20 protein-coding genes are annotated in these 23,319 nt (G+C 68.5%); 6 read left to right on the plus strand and 14 right to left on the minus strand.

The window, feature by feature from the left end:
• Positions 1-76 precede the first annotated feature (76 nt).
• Together VKP62_04190 and VKP62_04195 are read right to left on the minus strand one after the other, a co-directional pair.
• Positions 77-259 (minus strand): hypothetical protein, encoded by a 183-nt coding sequence (locus VKP62_04190; protein ID MEB3196383.1) that lies wholly within the window; start codon positions 257-259, stop codon positions 77-79.
• Between the two features lie 82 nt (positions 260-341).
• On the minus strand, positions 342-1,511 hold the full coding sequence (locus VKP62_04195) for a hypothetical protein (protein ID MEB3196384.1): 1,170 nt from the start codon (positions 1,509-1,511) through the stop codon (positions 342-344).
• 240 nt (positions 1,512-1,751) lie between these two features.
• Here VKP62_04195 and VKP62_04200 point away from each other — a divergent pair, with 240 nt between their 5' ends.
• The 4 genes from VKP62_04200 to thrC all read left to right on the plus strand — a co-directional run bounded on the left by VKP62_04200 (position 1,752) and on the right by thrC (position 7,195).
• Positions 1,752-3,377, plus strand: a complete 1,626-nt coding sequence (locus tag VKP62_04200) for a peptide chain release factor 3 (GenBank protein ID MEB3196385.1) — start codon at positions 1,752-1,754, stop codon at positions 3,375-3,377.
• Between the two features lie 17 nt (positions 3,378-3,394).
• Positions 3,395-4,654, plus strand: a complete 1,260-nt coding sequence (locus tag VKP62_04205; GenBank protein ID MEB3196386.1) for a lipid-A-disaccharide synthase-related protein — start codon at positions 3,395-3,397, stop codon at positions 4,652-4,654.
• Between the two features lie 82 nt (positions 4,655-4,736).
• Positions 4,737-6,080: a homoserine dehydrogenase gene (locus VKP62_04210; GenBank protein MEB3196387.1), complete on the plus strand. Its 1,344-nt coding sequence runs from the start codon at positions 4,737-4,739 to the stop codon at positions 6,078-6,080.
• Between the two features lie 11 nt (positions 6,081-6,091).
• The gene (gene thrC, locus VKP62_04215; GenBank protein ID MEB3196388.1) at positions 6,092-7,195 is read left to right on the plus strand and encodes a threonine synthase; all 1,104 of its coding nucleotides are present in this window, start codon (positions 6,092-6,094) and stop codon (positions 7,193-7,195) included.
• Between the two features lie 14 nt (positions 7,196-7,209).
• On the opposite strand, the gene ruvA is transcribed toward thrC, so the two are convergent.
• The 8 genes from ruvA to uvrC form a co-directional block, all read right to left on the minus strand.
• A complete protein-coding gene (ruvA, locus tag VKP62_04220; GenBank protein ID MEB3196389.1) occupies positions 7,210-7,818 on the minus strand; it encodes a Holliday junction branch migration protein RuvA in 609 nt (202 codons plus the stop codon).
• Positions 7,815-8,339 carry a crossover junction endodeoxyribonuclease RuvC gene (gene ruvC / locus VKP62_04225; GenBank protein ID MEB3196390.1) on the minus strand — a complete coding sequence of 175 codons (525 nt, stop codon included), beginning with the start codon at positions 8,337-8,339 and terminating at the stop codon, positions 7,815-7,817. Before ruvC ends, ruvA begins: the two co-directional genes overlap by 4 nt.
• Before the next feature lie 65 nt (positions 8,340-8,404).
• A complete protein-coding gene (locus VKP62_04230; protein MEB3196391.1) occupies positions 8,405-9,109 on the minus strand; it encodes a DUF881 domain-containing protein in 705 nt (234 codons plus the stop codon).
• Between the two features lie 12 nt (positions 9,110-9,121).
• A complete protein-coding gene (locus tag VKP62_04235) occupies positions 9,122-10,033 on the minus strand; it encodes a hypothetical protein (protein MEB3196392.1) in 912 nt (303 codons plus the stop codon).
• Positions 10,033-10,974 carry a hypothetical protein gene (locus VKP62_04240; protein ID MEB3196393.1) on the minus strand — a complete coding sequence of 314 codons (942 nt, stop codon included), beginning with the start codon at positions 10,972-10,974 and terminating at the stop codon, positions 10,033-10,035. Before VKP62_04240 ends, VKP62_04235 begins: the two co-directional genes overlap by 1 nt.
• A gap of 141 nt (positions 10,975-11,115) precedes the next feature.
• Positions 11,116-12,330 carry a S41 family peptidase gene (locus VKP62_04245; protein ID MEB3196394.1) on the minus strand — a complete coding sequence of 405 codons (1,215 nt, stop codon included), beginning with the start codon at positions 12,328-12,330 and terminating at the stop codon, positions 11,116-11,118.
• Between the two features lie 151 nt (positions 12,331-12,481).
• On the minus strand, positions 12,482-13,681 hold the full coding sequence (locus VKP62_04250) for a peptidoglycan DD-metalloendopeptidase family protein (protein ID MEB3196395.1): 1,200 nt from the start codon (positions 13,679-13,681) through the stop codon (positions 12,482-12,484).
• Positions 13,674-15,494 carry an excinuclease ABC subunit UvrC gene (gene uvrC / locus VKP62_04255; protein ID MEB3196396.1) on the minus strand — a complete coding sequence of 607 codons (1,821 nt, stop codon included), beginning with the start codon at positions 15,492-15,494 and terminating at the stop codon, positions 13,674-13,676. The genes VKP62_04250 and uvrC overlap by 8 nt, the downstream gene beginning before the upstream one ends.
• Positions 15,495-15,905: 411 nt before the next feature.
• Here uvrC and VKP62_04260 point away from each other — a divergent pair, with 411 nt between their 5' ends.
• Positions 15,906-16,352 carry a YaaR family protein gene (locus VKP62_04260; GenBank protein MEB3196397.1) on the plus strand — a complete coding sequence of 149 codons (447 nt, stop codon included), beginning with the start codon at positions 15,906-15,908 and terminating at the stop codon, positions 16,350-16,352.
• Between the two features lie 12 nt (positions 16,353-16,364).
• Here VKP62_04260 and selD read toward each other — a convergent pair whose 3' ends face one another.
• The 4 genes from selD to VKP62_04280 all read right to left on the minus strand — a co-directional run bounded on the left by selD (position 16,365) and on the right by VKP62_04280 (position 21,342).
• Positions 16,365-17,414: a selenide, water dikinase SelD gene (gene selD, locus VKP62_04265; protein ID MEB3196398.1), complete on the minus strand. Its 1,050-nt coding sequence runs from the start codon at positions 17,412-17,414 to the stop codon at positions 16,365-16,367.
• Positions 17,415-17,423: 9 nt separating this feature from the next.
• Complete coding sequence (locus VKP62_04270) at positions 17,424-17,828, minus strand: thioesterase family protein (protein MEB3196399.1); 405 nt, start codon at positions 17,826-17,828, stop codon at positions 17,424-17,426.
• Between the two features lie 171 nt (positions 17,829-17,999).
• Positions 18,000-18,590 carry a hypothetical protein gene (locus tag VKP62_04275; GenBank protein ID MEB3196400.1) on the minus strand — a complete coding sequence of 197 codons (591 nt, stop codon included), beginning with the start codon at positions 18,588-18,590 and terminating at the stop codon, positions 18,000-18,002.
• A gap of 85 nt (positions 18,591-18,675) precedes the next feature.
• A complete protein-coding gene (locus VKP62_04280) occupies positions 18,676-21,342 on the minus strand; it encodes an HAD-IC family P-type ATPase (GenBank protein ID MEB3196401.1) in 2,667 nt (888 codons plus the stop codon).
• 144 nt (positions 21,343-21,486) lie between these two features.
• On the opposite strand from VKP62_04280, the gene mutL reads away from it, so the two are divergent.
• The gene (gene mutL, locus VKP62_04285; protein MEB3196402.1) at positions 21,487-23,307 is read left to right on the plus strand and encodes a DNA mismatch repair endonuclease MutL; all 1,821 of its coding nucleotides are present in this window, start codon (positions 21,487-21,489) and stop codon (positions 23,305-23,307) included.
• Positions 23,308-23,319: the final 12 nt, after the last annotated feature.

A 23,319-nucleotide genomic window follows, 5' to 3' on the forward strand; every position in this document is an offset into this window, starting at 1 on the left:
GGCAGCCGTCGCTTTCCGTTCTACCACAGGTGGCTTCACTCGTCTATTTGCCCTGAAACGGAGGTGCGTCCACGCCTCAACTGCCTCCGGAATCCAGCAGCCAGGGCATGGGATTTTCGCGAAAGAAGGCCTCCGCCAGCGAGGCTCGGGTGAGTTCGCGCGCTCCCGTCTTGTGTTGTGCGGCCACGCGCAGCACCTGAAGGTAACGGTTTTCCGGGGCAACGGCCCCGTCACGGGGGTCGATCCGCGTATTGATCACGCCAGGGCCCTCCGAGCTTGAGTGGGATGGGCCCATTCTAGGCCAGCCACGAGCCCGGCACAGCCGACGATCTGGCCAAAAATCAGAGGGCCGCGAGGGCCGGCGCGTGGCAGTGCTGGCAGGCCACGCCGCCAGGCCGCACCTGCACGACGCCCTCCTGGCTACAGTGGCGACAGGCCACCCCCACGAACAAACGCCCCGCGGTGCCCTGCTGTTGCAGCAAGCGCAGTCCGGCAAAGCCCGCGTCATTGGCCGGGGCCCCCAGCGTCGGACGCCCACACTGGGCGCACGGGCCGGGCGCGGAAACCAGGGTCGACACCCGACAACTGGTGCACAAGGCGGTGTGCTGGGGAGGGCGGCCGCCCTTCAGCCAAGCCACCGCCACCTTGCCCACCTCCACCCATTCGGGCTGGGCCTGGATGCGATGCAACGCCTGCGCCACCTGAAAGGCCCAGCCCACATACCCCAGGGCCCAGGCGGCGTGCAGCAGGAAGCGACCGTAGGCGAGTTCACGTGGCGCCAGCATATAGGCGAGCAGAAAGTGGTGGGCCGCATCTTCCGTCGCCCGTGCCATCATAAGGGCCTGGCCCAACAGGGCGTAGGTTTGCGGCTCCGCCGCGTGGAATTTCAGGGACTCCGAGAGCGTCGCCAGGGCCTGTCCGACCTGCCCCTGCGCTTGTAGCTCACGGGCACTGGCGCGCAAGGCCTCCGCCCGCGCCAGGTCCAGCGGCGCTGGCAGGTGCGGAACCGACCGGAGTGGCCCCTGCGCCACCAGGGTCAACACCAGGGAACGAGGCGGCGTTGGCGCGGCAGGAGGAGGCGCGGGCGGCACGGCACCCGTTGACGCGGCCGTGGAATCGGGAGTCGAGGGCGGTGGCGGCATGTGGACCAGGTCGGGCGCAGCCGCGGGCGGCGGCATGTGGACCACGTCCGGCGCAGCAGCGGGCGGCGGCATATGGACCACGTCCGACGTAGCAGCCGGCGGCGGCATGTGGACCACGTCCGGCGCAGCAGCGGGCGGCGGCATGTGGACCACGTCCGGCGCAGCAGCGGGCGGCGGCATGTGGACCACGTCCGGCGCAGCAGCGGGCGGCGAGGGGGGGAGCTGTCCCTCCCCAGGCAAGGGCGCAGACCCGCTGCGTGGCGACACGTGAACAGCCCCTTCGCTCAGGCCCTGGGGGTGCCACAGCCCTTCCCAAAAGGGCGGAGGGTCGCCGGGTTTCAAGGTCACGGTGAAGTCGGGTGCAGCCATGGAACCTCGCGAGACAAACGTCGCCCTGCCTTCTTACCCGTCCGGCGCGGGCTCCAAGCACGGCGGTTGCTCCCGCGCGAAGGTTGCGCACGCCCGCGCCGAGGCCGCGGCGCCTGGTTGGCCCCCTGCCGCGGGGAACGAACGGGCCAGCGCCACCCCGGGCAAAATTGGCTCCACGCTTGACTTTCAAGGAATAGAGCCGTATCTTGAAGGGCCCTCAACCTTTTGCGAGTCGCCACCATGTCCCTGTCTCCCGCGCTGCAGACTGAAATCCAGAAGCGGCGAACCTTTGCCATCATTTCTCACCCGGACGCGGGCAAGACCACGCTGACCGAGAAACTGCTGCTGTACGGCGGCGCGATCCACACGGCCGGGGCGGTCAAAGCCTCCAAGGCGGCGCGCCACGCGACCTCCGACTGGATGGAGCTGGAGAAACAGCGCGGCATTTCCGTGACCACCTCGGTCATGCAGTTTCCTTACAAGCAGCACGAACTGAACCTGCTCGACACGCCCGGCCACCAGGACTTCTCGGAAGACACCTACCGCACCCTGGCCGCCGTCGATGCGGCGGTGATGCTGATCGATTGCGTCAAGGGCGTCGAGGCTCAGACCAAGAAGCTGTTCACGGTCTGCCGCATGCGGGGCATTCCCATCTTCACCTTCATCAACAAGCTCGATCGCAACGGGCAGGACCCGCTGGACCTGATGGAGGAGATCGAACGGGTGCTGGGCATTCGCACCACCCCGATGAACTGGCCGATCGGCATGGGGTCCGACTTCAAAGGCATCTACGAGCGTCGCAGCGAGGAAGTCGTGCTGTTCCAGGACACCCGCCACGGCACGAAGGAAGGCACCGTCCAGCGCATCGCCCTGTCGGACCCGGCCCTGGTCACGGCGATCGGCGAAGCCTATCACGCCAAGCTGCAAGAAGACATCGAAATGCTCGACATCGCGGGCGACCCCTTCGATGCCGACCGCGTGGCGCGGGGCGAACTCTCCCCCATGTATTTCGGGTCGGCGATGACGAACTTCGGCGTGGAACCTTTCCTTGATTCGTTCGTCGGGTTGGCGCCGACGCCAGGGCCCAAACCGACGGCGGACGGCGATCGCCGCCCCGAGGACGAGCGTTTCAGCGGCTTCATCTTCAAGATCCAGGCCAACATGAACCCGGCCCACCGCGACTGCGTGGCCTTCATGCGAATCGTCTCGGGCAAATTCGTCAGGGGCATGAGCGTGCGCCACGTGCGACTGGGGCGGGAGGTCCGGCTGGCCAAATCGTTGCAGTTCATGGCGCAGGACCGCGCCCTGGTCGAAGAAGCCTGGCCCGGCGACGTGGTGGGCCTGTTCGACCCTGGCTTTCTGCGCATCGGCGACACCCTCTGCGAGGGCCCGCCGATCGAGTTCCAGGGCATTCCGCGCTTCACGCCGGAAATCTTCGCCACCCTGCAACTGAAAGACCCGAGCAAGCGCAAGCAATTCAAGAAGGGCCTCGACCAGCTGATCGAGGAAGGGGCGGTGCAGATGTTTTTCCGGCCCTCGGTTGGTGAGCAAGAACCGATCCTGGGCGCGGTCGGACGGCTGCAGTTCGATGTCTTCGCGCATCGTCTCAAGGCCGAGTACGGCGTCGATGTGATCTTCCGAGAGCTGCCCTTCGAGACGGCCCGCTGGGTGATCGGCGAGCCGATTGACGTGAACAAGCTGGAACACTTCGGCGACAACATGTTCCTGAACGACCGCGACGGGCGGGCGATGCTGCTGTTCCGCAACCCACTGGCGCTGCGCTGGGAGGCGGAACGCCACCCGCACCTGCAGTTCCTGGAAAACCTCGACGGGACGATCGCCGGCCCGCGCATGCCCACGACCTGAGCGCGCGGGCCCCTCGCGTGAGCTGGCCAGACCGGACAGCGGCCGCCCGCTCCACGGGCGCGCTGCTGCTGCTGAGCAACGGCCACGGGGAGGACGTCGTCGCGGCGCAGCTGGGGCTGGCCCTGCGCGCCCGGGGCTTCCAGGTGGCCGCGTTGCCGCTGGTGGGCCACGGCGCCGCCCTCCGCGCCGCGCGGATCCCCGTGGTGGGCCCGCGGCAGCCGATGCCGAGCGGTGGCTTCGTGCTGGGGCGCCCCCGGGCCTTGTGGCAAGACCTTCGCGCCGGGCTGCTTCAGCTGACCCGGGCGCAGTGGCGCTATGTTCGGGAGGTCGCCCCGACCTGCGACGGCCTCCTGGCGGTGGGGGACATCGTCCCCCTCGCCTTTGCCTGGGCCAGCGGCCGCCCCTATGCGCTGGTGGGTTGTGCCAAGTCCGACCGTTACCGGGGAGGACGCCCCGGCAGCTACAGTCCGCTGGAACGCTGGCTGCTGCGTCGGCCCGGCTGCCGGGGCGTGTGGCCACGGGACGCCATCACCAGCGATAACCTGCAACGGGCCGGCGTGCAGGCTCACTGGCTGGGCAACCCGATGATGGATGCCCTGACGCGGGCCGACGCCGGCGCGTCCCTGCCAGGCCACCTCGATGGGGCGACGGTCCTGCTGTTGCCCGGCAGTCGCGCCGAAGCCCCGCGCAACCTGACCCAGCTGGCGGCGATCGCCCGCGTGCACGCCCAGAGCGAGGCCAACCGGCCAGCCACCGCCCGCGTGGGCCGCTGGCTGGTGGCCGCGGCTCACGCGCCGGAAACCCTGCTGGCGAGTGAAGTCGATTGGCAATGGCAGCCAGACGCCCAGCAAGAAGCCTGCGGCGCCTGGGTGCATGCGGACGGCTTGCAGCTGCACACCGTGGTGGAGCAATTTCCCGCAGCCGCTCACGCCGCCACGATCGGCCTGGCCATGGCCGGCACCGCCACCGAACAGCTGGTCGGACTGGGCAAGCCGGTCATCAGCCTGCCCGGCGCGGGGCCGCAATTCACGGCGGCCTTTGCCGACGCCCAGGCCCGCTTGCTGGCAGGGGCCCTCGAGCGGGCCCATTCGGTGCCGGATGCCGCCCAGCGCCTGGCCCGGCTGCTGCAGGACCCGGCCCGTCGCCAGGCGATGGGCGAGGCCGGTCGGGCCGCGATGGGGCCACCCGGGGCTTCCGCCCGTATCGCGGCGGCGATCGCCGAGGCCTGGGGCGGCCGGCCCCCAGATATCGACCATCCCGGGCCATGCGGGCTATGATGAGGTGTGCGCGCCGATGGCAGGCCCTTTTTCGCCGGGCGCCCGTCGATGCCGCCCCCCGCCGCAGGAGACCCCACGCCGGATGCCGACCGAATCGCCCCAGGCCTTGCCCGCTGCCACGCTCGCCCCGAACGCCCCGATCGGCGTGGGCCTGCTGGGATGTGGCACGGTGGGCACCGGAGTGGCCCGCCTGTTGCTCGACGAGGCCCACGCCTACGCCCACCGGGTCGGACGCCCGATTGAACTGGTGCGCATCGGCGTGAGGCACCCGGCGCGCGACCGCGGCCTGCCGGCCGAGCTGTTCACCGACGACCTGGCCGCCGTGGTGGCCGACCCGCGCGTGCACATCGTCGTGGAGGCCCTCGGCGGCGTGGAGCCGGCCTTGCCGCTGCTGATGGAGGCGATCGCCCGGGGCAAGCACGTCGTGACGGCCAACAAGGAGGTCATCGCGCGCCATGGCCACACCATCTTCCCGGCCGCCCGCGCCCGCGGCGTGGCCGTGCACATCGAGGCGACGGTGGCCGGGGGCATTCCGATCGTCGCCGCGATGAAGAGCAACCTGGCCGCCAACCGCATCCAGCAAGTGGCGGGCATCATCAACGGCACCACCAACTACATCCTGACGGCCATGACCCAACAAGGGCATAGCCTGGAAGCCGCCCTGGCCGAGGCCCAGCGGTTGGGCTATGCCGAGGCGGACCCGACTGCCGACGTGGAAGCCTACGACGCGGCCTACAAGATCGCGATTCTGGCCTCGATCTTCTTCGACCACCGGGTGGCCATCGAAGAGGTCCATCGCGAGGGCATCCTGAACCTGACGGCGGCTGACATCGCCTATGCGCGGGAACTGGGCTACGTGGTCAAGTTGCTGGGCGTGGCGCGCCGCGACCCGGGCCCGAACGGCGAGGTATTGCAGGTGCGCGTCCATCCGGCCCTGATCCCGGCCCAGCACCCGCTGGCCCCGATCGACGGGGTGATGAACGCCGTGGCGGTGCGAGGCGCCGCCGTCGGCGAGGTCATGTTCTCCGGGCCGGGCGCAGGCATGTTCCCGACCGCCAGCGCGATCCTGGGCGACGTGCTGGCGATCGCCGCCCACCCCGAGCGTCCCGACCGCCTGATGACCTGTCTGCACGACGGGCTCGGCCACGTCAGCCCGGTCGCTGACCTGTACACCCAGTTCTACGTGCGCCTGCTGGCCCAGGACCAACCCGGCGTGATCGGCACGATCGGCACGGCCTGCGGGCGACACGGCATCTCGATCCGCTCGATGGTCCAGAAAGGCGAACGGGATGGCTGTGCTGAGATCGTGCTGGTGACCCATCGCGTGCAAGAGGCCGCGATGCGCCGGGCGCTCGAGGAGATGGCAGCCCACCCGAGCGTGCATCGCATCGGCTCGGTGATCCGCGTGGAGGACCTGGCCGCGTGACCCATCCGACGATCGAGCACCCGACGGTCCAGACCCCGCCGCGCGGGCTTCAACCGGCGCGCTGGCCCGGCCTGATCGAGCGCTACCGGGCCTTCTTGCCGGTCGACGCGAACACCCCCGTGATCAGCCTCAACGAGGGCAACACCCCCCTCGTGGCGGCCTCCCGCCTGCAGCGCCGCCTGGGCGCCGACGTGTCGCTGTACCTGAAACTCGAAGGCGCCAACCCGACGGGCTCCTTCAAGGACCGGGGCATGACCATGGCCGTCAGCAAGGCGATCGAGGCCGGCAGCCAGGCCCTGATCTGCGCCTCGACCGGCAACACCTCCGCCTCGATGGCCGCCTATGCGGCCCGCGCGGGCGTGCGCAGCTTCATGCTGGTGCCTCACGGCTACGTCGCCCTGGGCAAGCTGGCGCAGGGCCTGCACTACGGCGCCACCGTGATTTCGATTGAAGGCAACTTCGACCAGGCCCTGCAGATCGTGCGGGAGCTGGCGCAAACCCATCCCGTCACGCTGGTGAACTCGGTCAATCCCCACCGCATCGCGGGCCAGCAGACGGGGGCCTTCGAGGTCGTCGACCAGCTGGGAGAAGCCCCCGACTACCTGGCCATCCCGGTCGGCAACGCCGGCAACATCACGGCCTACTGGCGGGGTTTCGAGGCGTATCATGCCGCCGGGCTGGCGCGGCGCAAGCCCGTGATGCTGGGCTTCCAGGCCGCCGGGGCGGCGCCGATCGTGCTGGGGGCCCCGGTGGCCAAGCCTGAAACCATCGCAACCGCCATCCGCATCGGCAACCCGGCCAGCTGGTGCTGCGCTGAATATGCCCGGCAGGCCTCGCGCGGGGCGATCGCCGCCGTGACGGACGCGGAGATCCTGGCCGCCTACGACGCGCTGGCGCGCGAGGAAGGGATCTTCTGCGAACCAGCCTCGGCGGCCTCGCTGGCCGGCGTGCTGGCACGCGCCCAGCGGGAGCCTTTCCCACCCGGTTCGACGGTGGTCTGCGTGCTGACGGGCAACGGCCTCAAGGACCCAGACACCGCCATCGGTCAGGTGCCCGGCACCCTCACGCCCGTGGCCGCCGACGTGGCGGCGATCGGTCGCCTGCTGGGCCTGTAGCGAGCGCCGCGCCGTCAGAAGCGCGAAAGATGCGCCAGCGCGGTCCGGATCGTCTCCTCGACCGTGCCACCGCCAGCCGCCGCGGCGATCGCCTCGGCCGCCTCGTGCTCGTCGTAGCCCAGGGCCAGCAGGGCCAGCACGGCCTCATCCATCGGGCCTGCGACGCCGCCAAGGGGGCGCCGCGCAACGCCCGCAAGGCCGACGGCCTCGACCGGTCGCCAGGCCGCCAGCTTCTCGCGCAACTCCAGGATGATCCGCTCGGCGGTTTTCTTGCCGACGCCAGGGGCTTTCGCCAGCAAGCGGGGCTCCTGACTCACAACCGCCGCCACCACCTCCGAGACCGTCAGCGCCGACAGCACGCCCAGAGCCGTCTTGGCGCCGACGCCCGAGACGCCGTGCAGCAGCAGGAACAGCTCACGTTCCTCCGCGCTGGGAAAGCCCACCAGCACCAGCGCGTCCTCCCGCACCAGCAGGTGCGTGAAGACCCGCACGCGCTGTCCGGGGGAGGGCATCGCGGCCGCGTGCCGGGCCGAGATCAGGACGTGGTAGCCGACGCCCGCCACCTCGATGACGGCCGAGTCCTTGCCCACGTGCAGCAGGTCGCCGTGCAGGGAGGCGATCACGCCGAAACCCTCGCGACCGGGGCAGGGGTGAGCACCAGTTCGCCGCGGCCTTCGAGGACGCGCGCGTGGGTCAGGGCGATCGCCAGGGCGTCCGCCGCGTCATCGGGCCGGGGGATGGTGGCCAGTCCGAGCAGGTCCCGCACGGCTTCCTGCACATCCGGCTTGAGGGCCTTGCCCGAACCCGTCACGGTCATTTTCACCTGCGCCGGGCTGTAACCCACCACGGGCAAACCGGCGTGGGCCGCCGCCAGCAGGATCACGCCGCGGGCCTGAGCCACCGGCATGGCGGTGTTGACGTTCTTCAGGAAAAACAACTCCTCGACCGCCAGCACATCCGGCCGGCGGGCCGACAGCAGGGAGACCATGTCGGCATAGGTGATGGCCAGTCGTTCGGGCGCAGACAGGTGCCGGTCGGTCTGGATGGTGCCGAACTGCGGCGAGCTGGGGGGCTGGCCTTGGCTGAGTTGCAGGAAGCCGAAGCCGACGGTGGCCGTACCCGGATCGATGCCCAGAATCAACATAACACCACTATAGAAGCCCCCCGATCGGGCGTCAATCGACGTGGTGAAGCTTCCAGGACTTGCCGCTACGAGGCGCGAGGCCGCGGAACTGCCAGTTCCCGCGAGACCGGCTGCACCCAACGGGTCCCCTTGGGGGGTACGTAGGCCGGCAGCGTCAGCCGCGCCGCGGGCCGGGTGTCCACCCGGATGCCATAGAACTGCAGATACTCGACCACGCCGCCGCGCAGGCCCAAGATGGTCTTCATCTCATCGGCCGGGCCGATCACCTGCAGCACGTAGGGGGCCCGCACCGCCACCTGATTGATCATGATGTGCTGGCCCGCCGTGACCACCTCGGACAGCTCGGTGATGCGGTGGCCGTTGACCGCGAGGGCTTCGCCGCCACCGGTTCGCAGCTCATTGATGATCTTCAGGAGGTCTTCGGCATGCACCACCGCCGAGGTCCCGTCCGCGTCCCGCGCCACGCCGGCCTGCTCGGCCACGGTCACCACCAGGCCAGGCCCCACCACGGCCGGGTAATCACCGCTGGGTGGCCGCGCCGGCAAGAAATCGGGGGTGGGATGGCTCCGCTCGGTCTGCGACTGCAGTTCGCGCACCTGTTCCGCCAACTGACCGTTGGCCTTTTCGGTGGTCTTCAGCAGCACCACCAGGTCTTCGATCCGCCGCGACGGCATGACCCTGCGGGCGTCCTCCTGAGAGCGCCACTGCACGGCGAGCAAGATGCCCGTGATGATGGAGATCGAGGTGACCGGCACGATCCAGTGCTTCACGATCGGAGCGCCTCAGTTCCTGCGCACAGCAATGCGACCGACAAAGCGGCGGATCGCCTCTTTCAGCGTTTGAACGCTGCTGGCCTCGCGCATTTCCGGTGCCGACTCCGCCAGCCGGGAAAAGCTGTCCCGCTCTCCGTCATCGATGCCCGCGATCAGGGCACCCAGCTTGGGCCCCACGGCTGCGGCCAGGTCCGGCCCGTCGGCAGGTAACTTGTCGTCAGCGTCGAGGCCGGCCACCGCTTGCAGGAACGAGGTCAAGGCGGTGGAACCCGGCGTGAGGGAGATCCGCTGCTCACCCTGCCCAGCTCGTAACATGGCCGGTGCCGTCAACGGCGTGGTCAGCTTCTGGTCGGCCGCATCGACCAGCATGGTCGAGACGATCACCGGGAGGCCCTCCGGCACGAAGCGCACCTCCACGGAGAAACTGCCATCGTAAAAGGTGATGCCCTCCGCCAGCTGGCGACCTGAACGGGCATCCCGCACCAGCACAGGCGTCCCCGTCACGTAGCCGCCGCTTACGTTGGCGCTGCCACGCAGGTCTTCGGCCACCAGGGCCCGCCCCAGCAAGCGCACCACGTGGCCCACGCTGACAGGCGCGGGGGCCACGGCCACGGCCGGCAACGGGCCTGGCGGCAACAGGCCTCCACCGGGCGCTCCCCCCAGCAAGGGCACCAGCGGCGGCAATTCCAGCTGCGCCGGCGCCAGCGAAAACGACGTGCGCGCCATCAGGGCCACCGCACTGGGGGGGCGACCCCCAGGGCGCGTGACGGTGGGCATCGGGGCGGCCTGACAGGCCAGCAAGCAGGGGACCATCAGGCCCAGCCCCACCAGCAGGCGCGTCCGAGCCGGCCGGGCGCGTGGCAGCCACGTGCGTTCGCTTGCCAGGCAGTGTCCCTGGCCATCCAGGCCCCGCGCGCGCATCAGGGGGTCAGTGCCAGCGCTTCCCGGCCCGCAGGGGAGGCTGCCGCAGCCGCCGCTGGCGCGCTGTTTTGCAGCGAGAAGGCGGCATCCAGCGGGCTGACCAGGTTCACCCCGAGCAGGCCGGCCCCGGCATACATGGCCAGCTGGCGCTGGCCGGTGAAGATGCCATAGGCCCCCGTTCCGAGCAATGCGAATTCCGCGCCAAGATACAGCAAGCCGCGCGGCACCTCCCCCGCGTAGATCTGACCGACGCCCGGTAGCAGGGTGGAAAGGCCCGCCGCCACCCAGGGATTCGGCGCGCTGCCCCCTCGCGCGGCGCTGGCCGAGGAGGCGGCCGCCCCGTCCGGCCCGAAGCCGCTGGACAGGTCTTGTACGGCCGAGCGGGTGATCACGTTATAGCGAGGTTCTCCACCACCAGAGGTGAAGATGGCACTGCGTCCGGCCTCGAGCAGGGTGGGGTTCTTGCCGGCATCCGAGACCCGGAACGCGCCCGACAGCACGGCCAGGCGCCAGCCCCCTCCCCCCCGTTCGATCACGGCTTCCGCGTCGGAGCCCGATACGCGCAGGCTCCCGGCCATGAAGGTCAAGGTGCCTTCCGGCGGGGCCACCACACGCATGCGGCCCGCGCGAAGGTTCAGCCCCAAGCCTTCCAGGTCGACCAGGCGCGCAATCGTGTTTTCACTCAGGGCGGCCCGCGAACCGCTCGGCAGCACCACCTCCACGTAGGATTCAACCCCCGTCTTGAGGGTGTCTCCCGTGTGCAGAATCAGGCCGTTGCGCACATCCGTCCAGCCCGCCGCCGGGGCAATCGCGCCGCGCACGGAGCCGCCCGTCTGAACCACGGTGGCCATGTCGCCGTCTTCCTGCGCCATCGCGATCGCCGGATGGGTCAGCAGCACGCACGCAGCGACACAGGGGACAACCAGGGATTTCAGCGACATGCAGAGGGGCTCCTCGTCCTAACATCGCGGGGACGAGGGAATTATACACGTCCCGAGGCGTGGCGAAATGAAGGCCCGGTTAACGCCGAAAACAGAACTCGGAGGCGGCGTGCAGGCGTCACCAAAGTGGGGTTGGACGCGTCAGTGAACGCCTGCAGTCGATCGCCGCTTGGCCACTTCCTGCTTGATCTGCGCCTTGGCCCGCTCCAGCTGGGTATCTTTAAGTTTCTTAACTTCAACCGGGTCCGGATTGCCCTGCTTGTCGAGTTTGATTTTGGGCAATTCCACCACGATGTCGGGCATGACGCCCTTCTTGTTGATGTCATGGCCGGCGGAGGTCAGATACTTCTGGGTGGTGATGGCCACACCGGAGCCGTCCGAGAGCGGATGCACGGTCTGCACCAGGCCTTTTCCGAAGGTCTTGGTGCCCACCAGCGTCGCCCGCTTGTTGTCCTGCAGCGCGCCCGCCAAAATTTCCGAGGCACTGGCACTGCCGCCGTCCACCAGCACCACGACGGGCAGGGCCTTGTCGACCACGGGGCGACCACTGGCCTTCAGGTATTGCTTCTCCCCTTCACGGTTCACCAGTTGCACGATGGGACCATCCTTGATGAACATCGAGCCGATGTCGACCGCGTTTGGCAGCAGACCACCCGGGTTCCCCCGCAGGTCGAGGATGATGCCGTCCTTCTTGCGGAAGCGGTCGAGCGCGCTCTTGACCTCACTGCCCGCCTCGTTGCTCATGAAGGTGCTGAGGCGGATGTAGCCGATGTTGCCATCCATTTCCTCGACCTTCACGGCCTTGGTCACAATGTTGTCGCGGACGAGGGAGACCTTGAGCGGGTTGGCCACCCCGTGACGCTTCAGCGTCAGCACCACCTTGGTGCCACGGGCGCCTCGAATCAAGGAGACGGCCTCGGCTTCGGCCATGTGATGGGTCGGCTTGCCGTCGATTTCGAAGATGTGATCTCCCGCCTTCAGGCCCGCCCGATAGGCCGGCGTGTCCTCCATCGGCGCGATGACGGTCAGTTTGCCGTCCTTGATACCAATCTGGATGCCGATGCCTCCGAAGCTGCCCTGGCGCTCATCCTGCATGCTCTGGAAGGCCTTGGGGTCCATGAAGCGGGTGTAGGGGTCATCAAGGGCACCGAGCATGCCCCGAATGGCACCGTAGACCAGGTCGGTGTCCTTGATATTCTGCTCGACATACTCACTTTTGAGCAGGTCGTAGACTTGCAGGAAGGTGGCAAAGTTGGCCGACTCCGCCTTGACCTTCAGCGGGGTGGTGCACACGCCGAGGCCGAAGGACCCGACCATCAGGGCCCCCACCAGGGCATAATTGGCCACCTTGTTCATCGCAATTTCCTCGATTCCGAACGTTGCTCTCGTTCTATACCGCCCAACCTGCACCACCTAACGGAGGCCCGCGGACGCTTCAGCATACCGTGGGGGACAGGGGCTGGCTACAGCCGAACGGGACAAACCCCCCTGGCGCGGGGCCGCGCTGTCAACGAAGAAACGCCATGGGGTTGATGGCGGCCCCGTTTCGCCGCACCTCAAAATGCAGGTGGGGTCCGGTGCTCATCCCGGTGGAACCGACATAGGCAATCACCTGCCCCTTGCGCACCCGCTGGCCCACCCCGACCGAGTAGCTGGAGGCATGACCGAACAGGGTGGTGATGTCTCCGCCGTGGTCCATGATCACCACCTTGCCGTAGCCGCCGTACCAGCCGGCATAAATCACTTCCCCGTTGTCGACGGCATAGATGGGCGCCCCGGAAGGAGCCCCGAAGTCGATCCCGTGGTGGCTGATGTAGCGACCCAGAATCGGGTGCATGCGGGGCCCAAAGCCCGAGGTGACCACGCCCGCGACCGGCCACATGAAACGGCCCGTGCCCATGAACGGCCGCACCCACTTCGCGTTGTTGCGGCGCGCCGCCAGCTCCATGGCCCGGCGACGCGCGATGATGCGTTGAATCATCGACGCGATCGAGGCGTTGTCCTGCTCGAGCTGAGCCACGACCTGCTCGGCGGCCTGGCGCTCGGACTTGATCCGGTCCACCAAGGAGCGCTGATCCCCCGCCAGGTCGGACAGCTGAATCTTCTGAGAGCCGATCACCTCGGTCACCCGGGCGATGTTCTGGCGCTGCTGGGCGAACTGACGCTGCTGCTGGTGAATCAACTGGCGATTGCGCTCCATATTCTCCAGAATTGCCGCGTCGTGCGCACTGATGCGTTTGAAATAGTGGTAGCGCGTGAGAAAGGTGGTCATATCCGGCGAGGTCAGCAGCGCCTGCCAGCCATCCATCGCGCGGGTCTTGTAGATGGCCCGCAGGCGCGCCCCCGCGGCCAGTTGCTGACGGGAAAAGGCCGAACGGGCGCGGCTCAGCTGGTCAGCCGTGAGCGACAGCTTGTATTCCGCCCGACGCAGGCGAAACTGACTGTCCTGCAGTTCAGTGCTGGTCTGCTCCAGCTTCTGCTGCAGCGTCGACAGCTCCCGCACGGCGTGGAATTCCTTCTTGCGCAGCATCTGGACGCGCGCCCGGTGAGCCGCCAGCTTCTCGTTGAGACGACGTTGGCGCGACTGCAGGGCGCGTTCATCCTCCGTCAGCGAACCACGCGCCACGGCCGGAGGCGTGACGGCTGGGAGCAAGCCCGCGCAGAGCAAGAGGGCCATGACCCAGGGTCTGAGAAGGGGGCTACGCATGCAGGGCCTCGAACAGTGCACCGGCGACCCGACGAGGCAGGCCCGATTGCGACACCAGGTCATCGTACGACAGCGTGCGCAGGGAATGAAGCGATCCGAAGCGTTTCAGCAGGGCCCGCTTGCGCACCGGACCGAGCCCCTCCACCCCATCCAGCACCGAGCTGACCATGCGCTTGCCGCGAAGTTCACGCTGAAAGGTGAGGGCGAAGCGATGGGCCTCATCTCGAATCTGCTGGATCATGTACAGGGCCGGCGAATCGGCAGGCAACTGCAGCGGCGGTGGCGAGGGGCCCTCCCCCTGGGCTGGTAGGTGGATGGTCTCCTCCCGCTTGGCCAACCCGAAGATCGGTGGGCGAGGGACCTCCAGCGCGTCGATCGCCTCGAGCGCGGCTCCCAGTTGGCCCTTGCCGCCGTCGATGATCACCAGGTCCGGCGCCTCCCAGCCGTCCTGGTCGCGACGCCGGAAGCGCCGCCCAATGATCTCGCGCATGGAGGCGAAGTCATCGTTGTCGAGCACCGTCTTGAGCTTGAAACGTCGGTAAGCCGACTTGTCCGGGCGCCCATCCCGAAAGACCACCATGGAGGCCACGATGTCGGTGCCGCCCAGATGGGAGATGTCGAAGGCCTCGATCCGCCGCGGCACCGCACTCAGGTTCAAGGCCTGCGCCAGCGCCTCGGGTCCCCGCGAGGCCGCCGAGCGCGATTCCGACAGGGCCAGCAAGGCCAAGCGCTTGCGCTCCTGCTCGGCGTTGCGCGTCACCAGGTCCATCAGGTCACGCCGGGCGCCACGTTGCGGCACCAGTACCTTCACGCGCGCCCCCAGGCGCTCGGAGAGCCACTCTCCCAACCCCTCCTGACCTTCGACCTGGAACGGCAGCAGCACCTCACGCGGGAGACTTTCCACCCGTCCGTAATACTGCGGCAAAAAGCTCTCGAGCAGGTCCGAGACGGCTGCCCCGTCCATCGGCAAGGCGTAGACCAGCCGCCCGATCAGCTTGCCCTGGCGAACCTGAAACACTTGAAAGACCGCTCGCTGGTCGTCGTGGGCCACCGCGATGGCGTCTTGCTCATCGTCCGGGTCGCCCACCACCTTCTGGCGCTGACGGAACGAGTCCAGCGCCGCGAGTTGATCCCGCAGGCTGGCCGCTCGCTCGAAGTCCAGGGCCTCGGAGGCCGCGGCCATCTCCGCGCGCAGCCGCCCGACCAGCCGGTCGTGCTTGCCTTCGAGAAAGTGCGTGACCTCCTCGACCATGCGCTGGTAGACCTGCGGATCGGCCAGGCCCTGACAAGGGCCCAGGCAACGACCGAGATGGTAATTCAGACATACGCGGTCCCGAAACTGAGGGGTGCGCCGCTTGCGCAAGGGAAACAGCTTCTGGATGAACTGGTAGGCCTGCTGCAACCCGGTCCCATCCGGATACGGACCGAAGTAGCGGGCGCCGTCGTCGAGACGCTGACGCACGATCGACAGGCGTGGGTAAGCCTCCCGCAAGGACAGCTTGAGATAGGGATAGGACTTGTCGTCCTTGAGCAGGGCATTGAAATACGGCAAGTGATGCTTGATCAGGTTGCTTTCAAGCACCAGCGCCTCGACCTCGTTGCGGGTGGTGATGACTTCCAGGTCGGCCACCTGCGACACCATCAGGCGGATCTTGGGACTGAGCGCCTTGCCGCTCTGGAAATAAGAGCGCACGCGGTTCCGCAGCACCACCGCCTTGCCCACGTAGAGAATCGTACCGGCGGCGTCCTTCATGAGGTAGACGCCGGGTTGGAGGGGCAGGCTGTCGAGTCGGTGCTGGAGCGTCGGGTTCAAGCGTTCTGGACCTGGCGGCCTCCCTGGGATGGAGCGGGGGCCGGGAAGCACTTTATTCTACACGACGCTCGCGTGCCCAGGCGGCGGCCCCAGCGCCGGGGTTCTGGCGCGGCCAGGCGCCCGTGGCCCGAACGGCCGCCGTCAGAACACGTCGAACAGGTTTCCCATGCCCCCGCGGCACGAGGCCGTCAGGGCCGCAGCCAGCAGGGCCATCATCCAGAGCCCGAAGCGCCGTAAGCGATGCATCATACCTGAACCTCCTGTCGGGGCGAGGGCCCACACGGAAAAACCGGAAAACATGACCCGCTGCACAGACCGGGCAGACCGGTCTCCAGCATGATGGGAGACGCCGGCCCCTTCAGTGGCGGGCGCCACCTGTCGAACATAACGGAAAGTCCTCGGGAGAACTTGATGCTCAAAGGCATTGACCTGACCGCCCATCCCGCCGTCATCGGCACGCGCGCTTCGCAGGCGGAAGCGCCGGCGGCCCCGGCTGGCCCCCACGCCACCTTCGCCGCCCAGTTTCAGAGCGCCCAGACGCGCACCTCCGAGGCGACTCGCCAGGCACTGCTGGCCGAGATCGACAGCCAGGCCCAGCGGCTGGTCAAGCACCCCGTGGCAGGCGAGGTGGCCCGTTACCGCACCCTGGTGGGGCAGTTCCTCAAGGAGGCGGTGGGAGAATTTTCCGGTTTGAGTCAGCACATGGACCGCCGGAATCGGGTCTTCACCCTGGTTCAGGAGGTCGACAAGCAACTGTCGGAGCTCACCGACATGCTCCTGAAGGGTCAGGCCAAACCGCTGGACGTGCTGGCCAAGCTGGACGAAATCCGCGGCATGCTGGTGGACCTGCTGGCCTGACGCGCACGACGCTCAGGGCAGCAGCCGCAGACGGTCTCCCGCCACCAGGCGGCCGATCTCCCACACGTCCACGCCCAGCGCCCGCATGGCACGATGCGTGCCTTCGGCATCGTCACTGGCCACGGCCAGCAGCAGGCCCCCGCTCGTCTGCGCATCCGCCAAGATCAGCGCCTCGAGCGGCGTGACACCCGGGGCCAGATCGAGGTGAGGGGTCACGTGGGCCAGGTTGCGCTCGGAGCCTCCCGGCACTTCATCGGCCTGCGCCAGCGCCCGCACGCCCGCGAACAGGGGCACAGCCTCGACACTCAGCTCAGCCCCGACGCCAGAGGCGCGACAGATTTCCCACAGGTGCCCGAGCAGGCCGAAGCCCGTCACGTCCGTGCAGGCGTGGACCCCGCGCTTGGCGACGATGCTGCCGGCCGCCCGATTCAGGCGCATCATGGCGGCGATCGCCGGCTGGGCCTCCTCCGCAGAGATCGCCCCGTGCTTGAGCGCGGTGGTGATGATGCCCGTGCCGATCGGCTTGGTCAGCAGCAGGCGATCGCCCGGTTTGCCGCCCGCATTGGTCAAGAACCGCCGCGGATGCACCGAGCCCGTCACCGCCATGCCGTACTTGGGCACCGGGTCCTCCACGGTGTGGCCCCCCAGCAGGGCCACCCCGGCTTCCGTCAGTGTATCGAGCCCCCCCTGCAGGATGGCCGAGACGACCTCCGGCGGCATGGTGCGAGACGGCAAGGCCAGAATGTTCAGCGCGGTGAGCGGTTGGGCGCCCATGGCGTAGAGGTCGCTCAGGGCGTTGGCCGCGGCGATCGCCCCGAAGGCGTAGGCGTCGTCCACCATCGGCGTGAAGAAATCGACCGTCTGCACCAGCGCCATGTCAGGCGACAACTGAAAGACGCCTGCGTCGTCACAGGTCTCGAAGCCCACGAGCACCCGCGGGTCTCGTGGTGTTTGAAGGCGACCCAGCACCTGGGTCAACTGGCCGGGGCCGAGCTTGGACGCTCAGCCGGCCGTCTGGGAAAGCGCCGTCAAGCGAAACACTTCCTCGCGTGTATGGTCCATGACGCCCTTTCAGACCTTGGGTTTTTTCAGCATGAGCTTGTTCATGAAGCTCTCGGCCTCGATCACGAAGCGCTCGTGAGTGCCCTCGCCAATCTTCTCACGTTCGTCATAGACCACCACCTTGAATTCGAGTCGGCGGCCCTCCACGCCGACCACCACGGCCTCGGCAGAGACGTTGTGCCCGACCGGACTGGCGGCCAGGTGCTTGAGGGAGAGGCCCATGCCCACCGTGGTGGTGCCGAGCGGCAGGTAACTCTGCAGGGCATGCACCGCCGCCTGCTCGGCCAGGACCGCCATCGCGGGCGTGGCAAAAATCGGCAAGGAGCCACTGCCCATCGTCACGGCGGTATTGTCGCCGCCCACCACGGTGGCAGCACTCCCGCGAATTCCCAAGAGATGATCCATCTCGACCATCGCTGTCTCCTTCCTGGCGCGTCCCGTGAACCAGCCTGACGTGGCGAGCGCCGCCAGTCCTGGAAGACCGTCCCAGGCGCGGCGCGCACGACCAGACGCCGTCAACGCAACGTTATTTTATCATGTCCCCCGTCAGCGGCAGGAAGCTTGGCCGTCCCGGAGCCCCCGGCGTCAAGGCCGGAATCGTCCTTCGACGCCGGAAAGTCGAGGCGGATGCCCGGTCAGCACGATCGACACCACACATCCCAGGGCGAGCACCACCAGACTCAGACTGACGCCCGTAAAGAAGGCCTGAAACCAGGCCCGGGCGACCCCAGGGGAGCCCGATGCGGGCTGGGCGACGCGCTGGACGGCTCGGGCGGCTCGGTAGGCCAGCTTGTCAGGATCGTAGGTCCAGGCGGGCGAACGAGCTCGCCCGGGCGCGAGCGGTTTGACCGCTGGAGTGGGCGTCGCAAGCGCCCCGGGTTCTACGCGCCGGGGCAGCAGCACGGTGCCGAGCGTGGCCGTGTCGAGCCCCCGCCGGGCCAGCGGGCCCACTTGCTTGAGCGCGAGCCGGAGGCGCGCGGTGGTGCTGCTGGCCACGCGCGACTTGGCCGCGGTGGCCACGCGCATCGCTTGAAGATTGTCGACCGCTGCCCGGCTGCGGGCGCAGCGAGGACAACGTTCTTCCGCCACCACGCAGGCCTTGCAGAGCGGCAGCTTGCAGCCTTTGCACTGGTGGGGCCCCGCTTCTTTGGGATGGTAGTAACACTTGAAATACATGACTTCACGCGCCTCTCACGGCATGTATCCCGCCGCCGCCCCTTGAACTGAACTAAGAATCGGTTGTGTTTTGGCGAAATGATGGTTAAATACACCCCAGGCGTCGCTTCTCCCATTCCACCACGGCGAAGACTGCCAGGCCCGTCAGCCAGCACACCAGCCAGTCCTGCGCGCCAAGCGGCCGCGTCGCGAAGGCTTGCTGGAACAGCGGCAGGTACAGGAACGCCAGCTGGCAGAGCAGCACCCCCAGCACCCCGCAACGCACCACCGGTGTCGCCAGCAGATCAGCGGGACGCAGGGGTTGCCGGGGGCTCAGACGAACGCTCAGCAGGAAGCCGATCTCCATCCAGACCAGGGCATGGACCACCGCCGTGCGCGCCCAGCTGAGGTCGTGTCCGCGGGAGATTTCCCACAGGTAGACGGCAAACACCCCCACAGAGAACAGCCCGCACAGCAGCAGCGTCTGGCGTCCGAGCCGCGGCGTCAGCAGGGGAGCGCCCGGCAAGCGGGGCGGCCGTGACATCGTCTCGCCGGCAGGAGGCTCGAAGGCCAGCGTGAGGCCCAGCGCCACGGCCGTGATCAGGTTGATCCAGAGGATCTGCAGCGGCGTGACCGGCAGCGGCAAGCCGACCAGCAGCGCACCGATGATGGCAAAAGCCTCTCCGCCGTTGGCCGGCAAGGTCCAGGCGATCACCTTGGTGATGTTGTCGTACACCGTTCGGCCTTCCTGCACGGCCGCCACGATCGTGGCAAAGTTGTCATCCGCCAGCACCACGTGGGCCGCCTGCTTGGCCACCTCCGTGCCGCGCGCCCCCATGGCCACGCCCACGTCGGCCCGTTTGAGCGCGGGCGCATCATTGACCCCGTCCCCCGTCATGGCGACGATGGCCCCCGTCGACTGCAAGGCCTGCACCAGGCGCAGCTTGTGCTCCGGCGTGGTGCGAGCGAAGACCTCGCTGGTGCGGGCCAGTTCCGCCAGGTCCGTCTCCTCACGGGCGTCGAGCTGCTGCCCCTCGACCACGCGAGGATGCTCCGAGAGGCCGAGCTGGCGGGCGATCGCCTCGGCCGTCACGGCATGGTCTCCCGTGATCATCTTGACCTGGATGCCGGCCCTGCGGCAGCCTGCGATGGCCAGACGGGCCCCGGTGCGCGGCGGATCGATCAGCCCGACCAGGCCCAGCAGGGTCAGACCGGAGGGCCGTTCCAGGGCCCCCAGGGAAGCCTCGTCCCGCTCCCCGCTGGCCACCGCCAGCACACGCAGCCCCTGCGAGGCCAGGCGATGGGTGCGACGGGTCCAGGCCACCAGGTCGAACAGGCGCTGGCCCGCGCCGTGTGCCTCGTGTGCCACCAGGCTGAACACCCGTTCCGGTGCCCCCTTCACCAGGATCCATTCCTGGCCCTCCGGCCTGCGATGAAGGGTGGTCATGTCCCGCCGCTGGCCATCAAAGGGAATTTCGGCCAGGCGGGGCCAGGCCTGACGCAGCGCCGCCACGTCCAGCCCGACCTTGGCCGCCAGCACCAGCAAGGCGGCCTCGAGCGGATCGCCCTGCGCACACCAGCTGCCGTGCCGCTGCTGCAACTCGGCATCGTTGCACAGGGCCGCCGCCAGGGCCAGCCGGTGCAAGCTGATTCGGGCGTCATGACTCGCTTGCTCGAAACGCACGCTTCCCACCGGTTCGTAGCCCGCCCCCCCGATCTCGACGTGGCCCGTCGAGAGCTCGGCCGCCTGGACCATCATCTCGTTGCACGTCAGCGTGCCGGTCTTGTCCGCGCAGATCACCGAAACGGCCCCCAGGGCCTCGACCGCCGGCAGGTGTCGGATGATCGCCCGGCGCTGGGCCATGCGCTGGACGCCCACCGCCATCGTGATCGTCACGACCGCCGGCAGGCCTTCCGGAATCGCCGCCACCGCGAGTCCCACCACCACCATGAAGGCCTCGTCCCAGGCGTAACCCCGGCCCCACACCGCCAACCCGAACAAGCCCAGGGACGCCATCAGGATCGCCGTCGTCACCTGGGTGGCAAAGCCCTCCATCTGGCGCGTGAGCGGCGTCTGCAAACTCACCACGCTGCCCAGCAACCGTCCGATCCGCCCCAGCTCGGTGCGCTCCCCCGTGGCCACCACCAGGCCGGTCCCGCTGCCCGCGGCCACCATGGTCCCGGAGTAGGCGAGACAGCGACGCTCCGCCAGCGGGGCCTGCAGCGCCACCGCCTCCACGTGCTTGGCCACCGTCAGCGATTCGCCCGTCAGCAACGACTCATCGATGCGCAGCTGATGACAGGCCAGCAGGCGCAAATCCGCAGGCACGCGATCCCCCGCGGCCAGCAGCACCCGGTCGCCCGGAACCAGTTCCTCGGCCGGCACCAGGCAGCGCTGCCCCTGTCTGATCACGGCCGCCTGCGGGTCGATCAGGCGTCGAATCGCCTCGAGGGCCTGTTCTGCCCGCCCCTCCTGGATCAGACCGACCAGCGCATTCAGCAGCAGCACCGCCCCGATCACGAGGGCATCCACCGCGTGCCCCAGGCAGGCCGACACGGCCGCGGCCGCCAGCAAGACGTGGATCAAGGGATTGTTGAATTGCGCCAGGGCGCGTCGCCAGAGACGGCGACGCGGCGGGGCGGGCAGGCGGTTGGCCCCGTGTTCCTGTCTGCGCGCCTGCACCTCGTGGGGGCTCAGGCCGCGGCCATCTCCCCCCCAGAGGCGTTCCACCTCCGCGGCTGGCAGCGCGTGCCAGGCTGGCTCCGTCGACATTCCCAGGCCTCCTCCGACGCGTTCACCCCCGCTGCCATCAGGGTTTGCAGGCCGATGGCTCGAACCGTTGGGGCTGGGCGGATAGCCCCAGCGGCCGCTCGCCCACCACGCCAGGCCGGTAAAGGCACGTGGTACGCTGAGGGCATGGGAAAAATCCAGGCCCTTCCCCTGCACGTAGCGAATCAGATCGCCGCCGGTGAAGTCATCGAACGACCGAGTTCGGTGGTCAAGGAACTGGTGGAAAATGCCCTCGACGCCGGCGCACGCCGCATCCAGATCGAGGTGCAAGAAGGCGGGCGTCGTCTGCGCATCGTGGATGACGGCGAGGGCATGGACGAGGCCGACGCGGCCGCAGCCTTCGAGCGCTTCGCCACCAGCAAGCTCACTCAGGCCGACCAGCTGTTCGCCCTGCGCACGATGGGCTTTCGGGGCGAGGCGCTGGCCTCGATCGCCTCGATTGCCCGGGTGGAGTGCCTGACGCGCCTGCGTGGCAGCGAACGGGGCACGCGCGTGCAGATCGAAGGCGGCAGCACGCCTGCGATCAAACCGGCCGGCTGCCAGGAAGGCACGGCGATCACGGTCAGCGACCTGTTCTACAACACGCCGGCACGCCTCAAATTCCTGCGGGCGGCCGCCACCGAGCAAGGCCACATCCACGATGTGGTGCTCGGACTGGCCCTGTGCCACCCAGCGGTGGGCTTTCGCCTGACCATCAACGGCAAGGAAGCCCTCTCGACCCTCGGCGCGGGCTCGCTGCAGGCCGCCTTCGCCGCCCTGTACGGGGACGAGACCACCGCCTCGCTGCTGCCGGTCGAGCACACCGGGCCCGGCGGCCGGGTCTGGGGGCTGGTCGCGCGGCCGGACCACGTGCGCGGCGATCGCGCGCGCCAGTTCTTCTTCATCAACCAGCGCTGGGTGCGTCACCCCCTGCTGGCCAAGGCGGTCGAGGAAGCTTATGCCGGGCAGATTCCCGCCGGCCGGCATCCCGTCTTCGCGCTGTTCTTGGAGGTTGACCCGGCGGCCGTCGACGTCAATGTCCACCCGGCCAAGAAGGAAATCCGCCTGGGCCAGTCCCAGCGCGTCTTCCTGACCCTGGTCGATGCCATTCGCATGGCCTTCGCCCAGCACTGGCGCGAGGAAGACTTTCAGCCGGAGGAAGCACCGCCAGCCCAGCCGCCAGCTGGCGCGTGGTCTTCCTGGGAAGCCTCGGCCCAGCCGCCCTTCGCTTCAAGCGACCACGCGACTGCCCCTCCGCCCGGACGCCCTCGCTTGTCCGAGGCCGCCTCCAGCGCGGCGCTGGCGCTTTACGCGCGCGAGACGCCCCTGGCCCCCTCCCCCTGGCAGCCGCCCCTGCTGCCGGACGAGGCGACGCCTGAGGCCCAGCCGGGCTTGCCCCACGAGCTGGCCGGCCTGCGCGTGCTGTTCCAGTTGCAACGCACTTACATTGTCTGCGAGCACCCGGACGGGCTGTTTCTGCTCGACCAGCACAATTCTCATGAACGCTGGCTCTACGAGCAGCTGGCACCCGCGCGGGTGGTGTCTCAGGGATTGCTGCTACCCCGCACGCTGTCGCTGTCAGCCAGCGAGGCCGGGGCCGCTGAAGAGTTCGCTCCACGCCTGGCGGAACTGGGCTTCGAGTTCGAGGCTTTCGGCGGCGATCGCTGGATTTTGCGGGCCATCCCGGCCCTGCTGGCGGAGGAGGAAGCCGAGTCGACGCTGCGGGAACTGCTCTCGCGGGCCGAACGGGTCGGTGTGGTGACGCGGCAAGCCGACGACGACCCCCTGCGCCGCACGATCGCCTGTCACGCCGCTGTCCGCGCCGGCGACCCGCTCAGCCAGGAGCAGATGGAGACGATCGTCGCCCACCTGCGCGAGACCCGGCACCCGCTCACGTGTCCGCACGGCCGCCCAACCGGCATCCTGATCACCATGCGCGAGCTGGCCCGTCGCTGCCTGCGGGCCTGAGCGAAACCAGCC

The organism is Candidatus Sericytochromatia bacterium, assembly GCA_035285325.1.
Taxonomy (GTDB): domain Bacteria; phylum Cyanobacteriota; class Sericytochromatia; order S15B-MN24; family JAQBPE01; genus JAYKJB01.

Coding starts and splice junctions, on each gene's coding strand:
- VKP62_04195 (MEB3196384.1), bottom strand. CDS start 1,511: ATGGCTGCACCCGACTTCACCGTGACCTTGAAACCCGGCGACCCTCCG.
- VKP62_04200 (MEB3196385.1), top strand. CDS start 1,752: ATGTCCCTGTCTCCCGCGCTGCAGACTGAAATCCAGAAGCGGCGAACC.
- VKP62_04210 (MEB3196387.1), top strand. CDS start 4,737: ATGCCGACCGAATCGCCCCAGGCCTTGCCCGCTGCCACGCTCGCCCCG.
- ruvC (MEB3196390.1), bottom strand. CDS start 8,339: ATGTTGATTCTGGGCATCGATCCGGGTACGGCCACCGTCGGCTTCGGC.
- VKP62_04235 (MEB3196392.1), bottom strand. CDS start 10,033: ATGCGCGCGCGGGGCCTGGATGGCCAGGGACACTGCCTGGCAAGCGAA.
- VKP62_04240 (MEB3196393.1), bottom strand. CDS start 10,974: ATGTCGCTGAAATCCCTGGTTGTCCCCTGTGTCGCTGCGTGCGTGCTG.
- VKP62_04245 (MEB3196394.1), bottom strand. CDS start 12,330: ATGAACAAGGTGGCCAATTATGCCCTGGTGGGGGCCCTGATGGTCGGG.
- VKP62_04250 (MEB3196395.1), bottom strand. CDS start 13,681: ATGCGTAGCCCCCTTCTCAGACCCTGGGTCATGGCCCTCTTGCTCTGC.
- VKP62_04260 (MEB3196397.1), top strand. CDS start 15,906: ATGCTCAAAGGCATTGACCTGACCGCCCATCCCGCCGTCATCGGCACG.
- VKP62_04270 (MEB3196399.1), bottom strand. CDS start 17,828: ATGGTCGAGATGGATCATCTCTTGGGAATTCGCGGGAGTGCTGCCACC.
- VKP62_04275 (MEB3196400.1), bottom strand. CDS start 18,590: ATGTATTTCAAGTGTTACTACCATCCCAAAGAAGCGGGGCCCCACCAG.
- VKP62_04280 (MEB3196401.1), bottom strand. CDS start 21,342: ATGTCGACGGAGCCAGCCTGGCACGCGCTGCCAGCCGCGGAGGTGGAA.
- mutL (MEB3196402.1), top strand. CDS start 21,487: ATGGGAAAAATCCAGGCCCTTCCCCTGCACGTAGCGAATCAGATCGCC.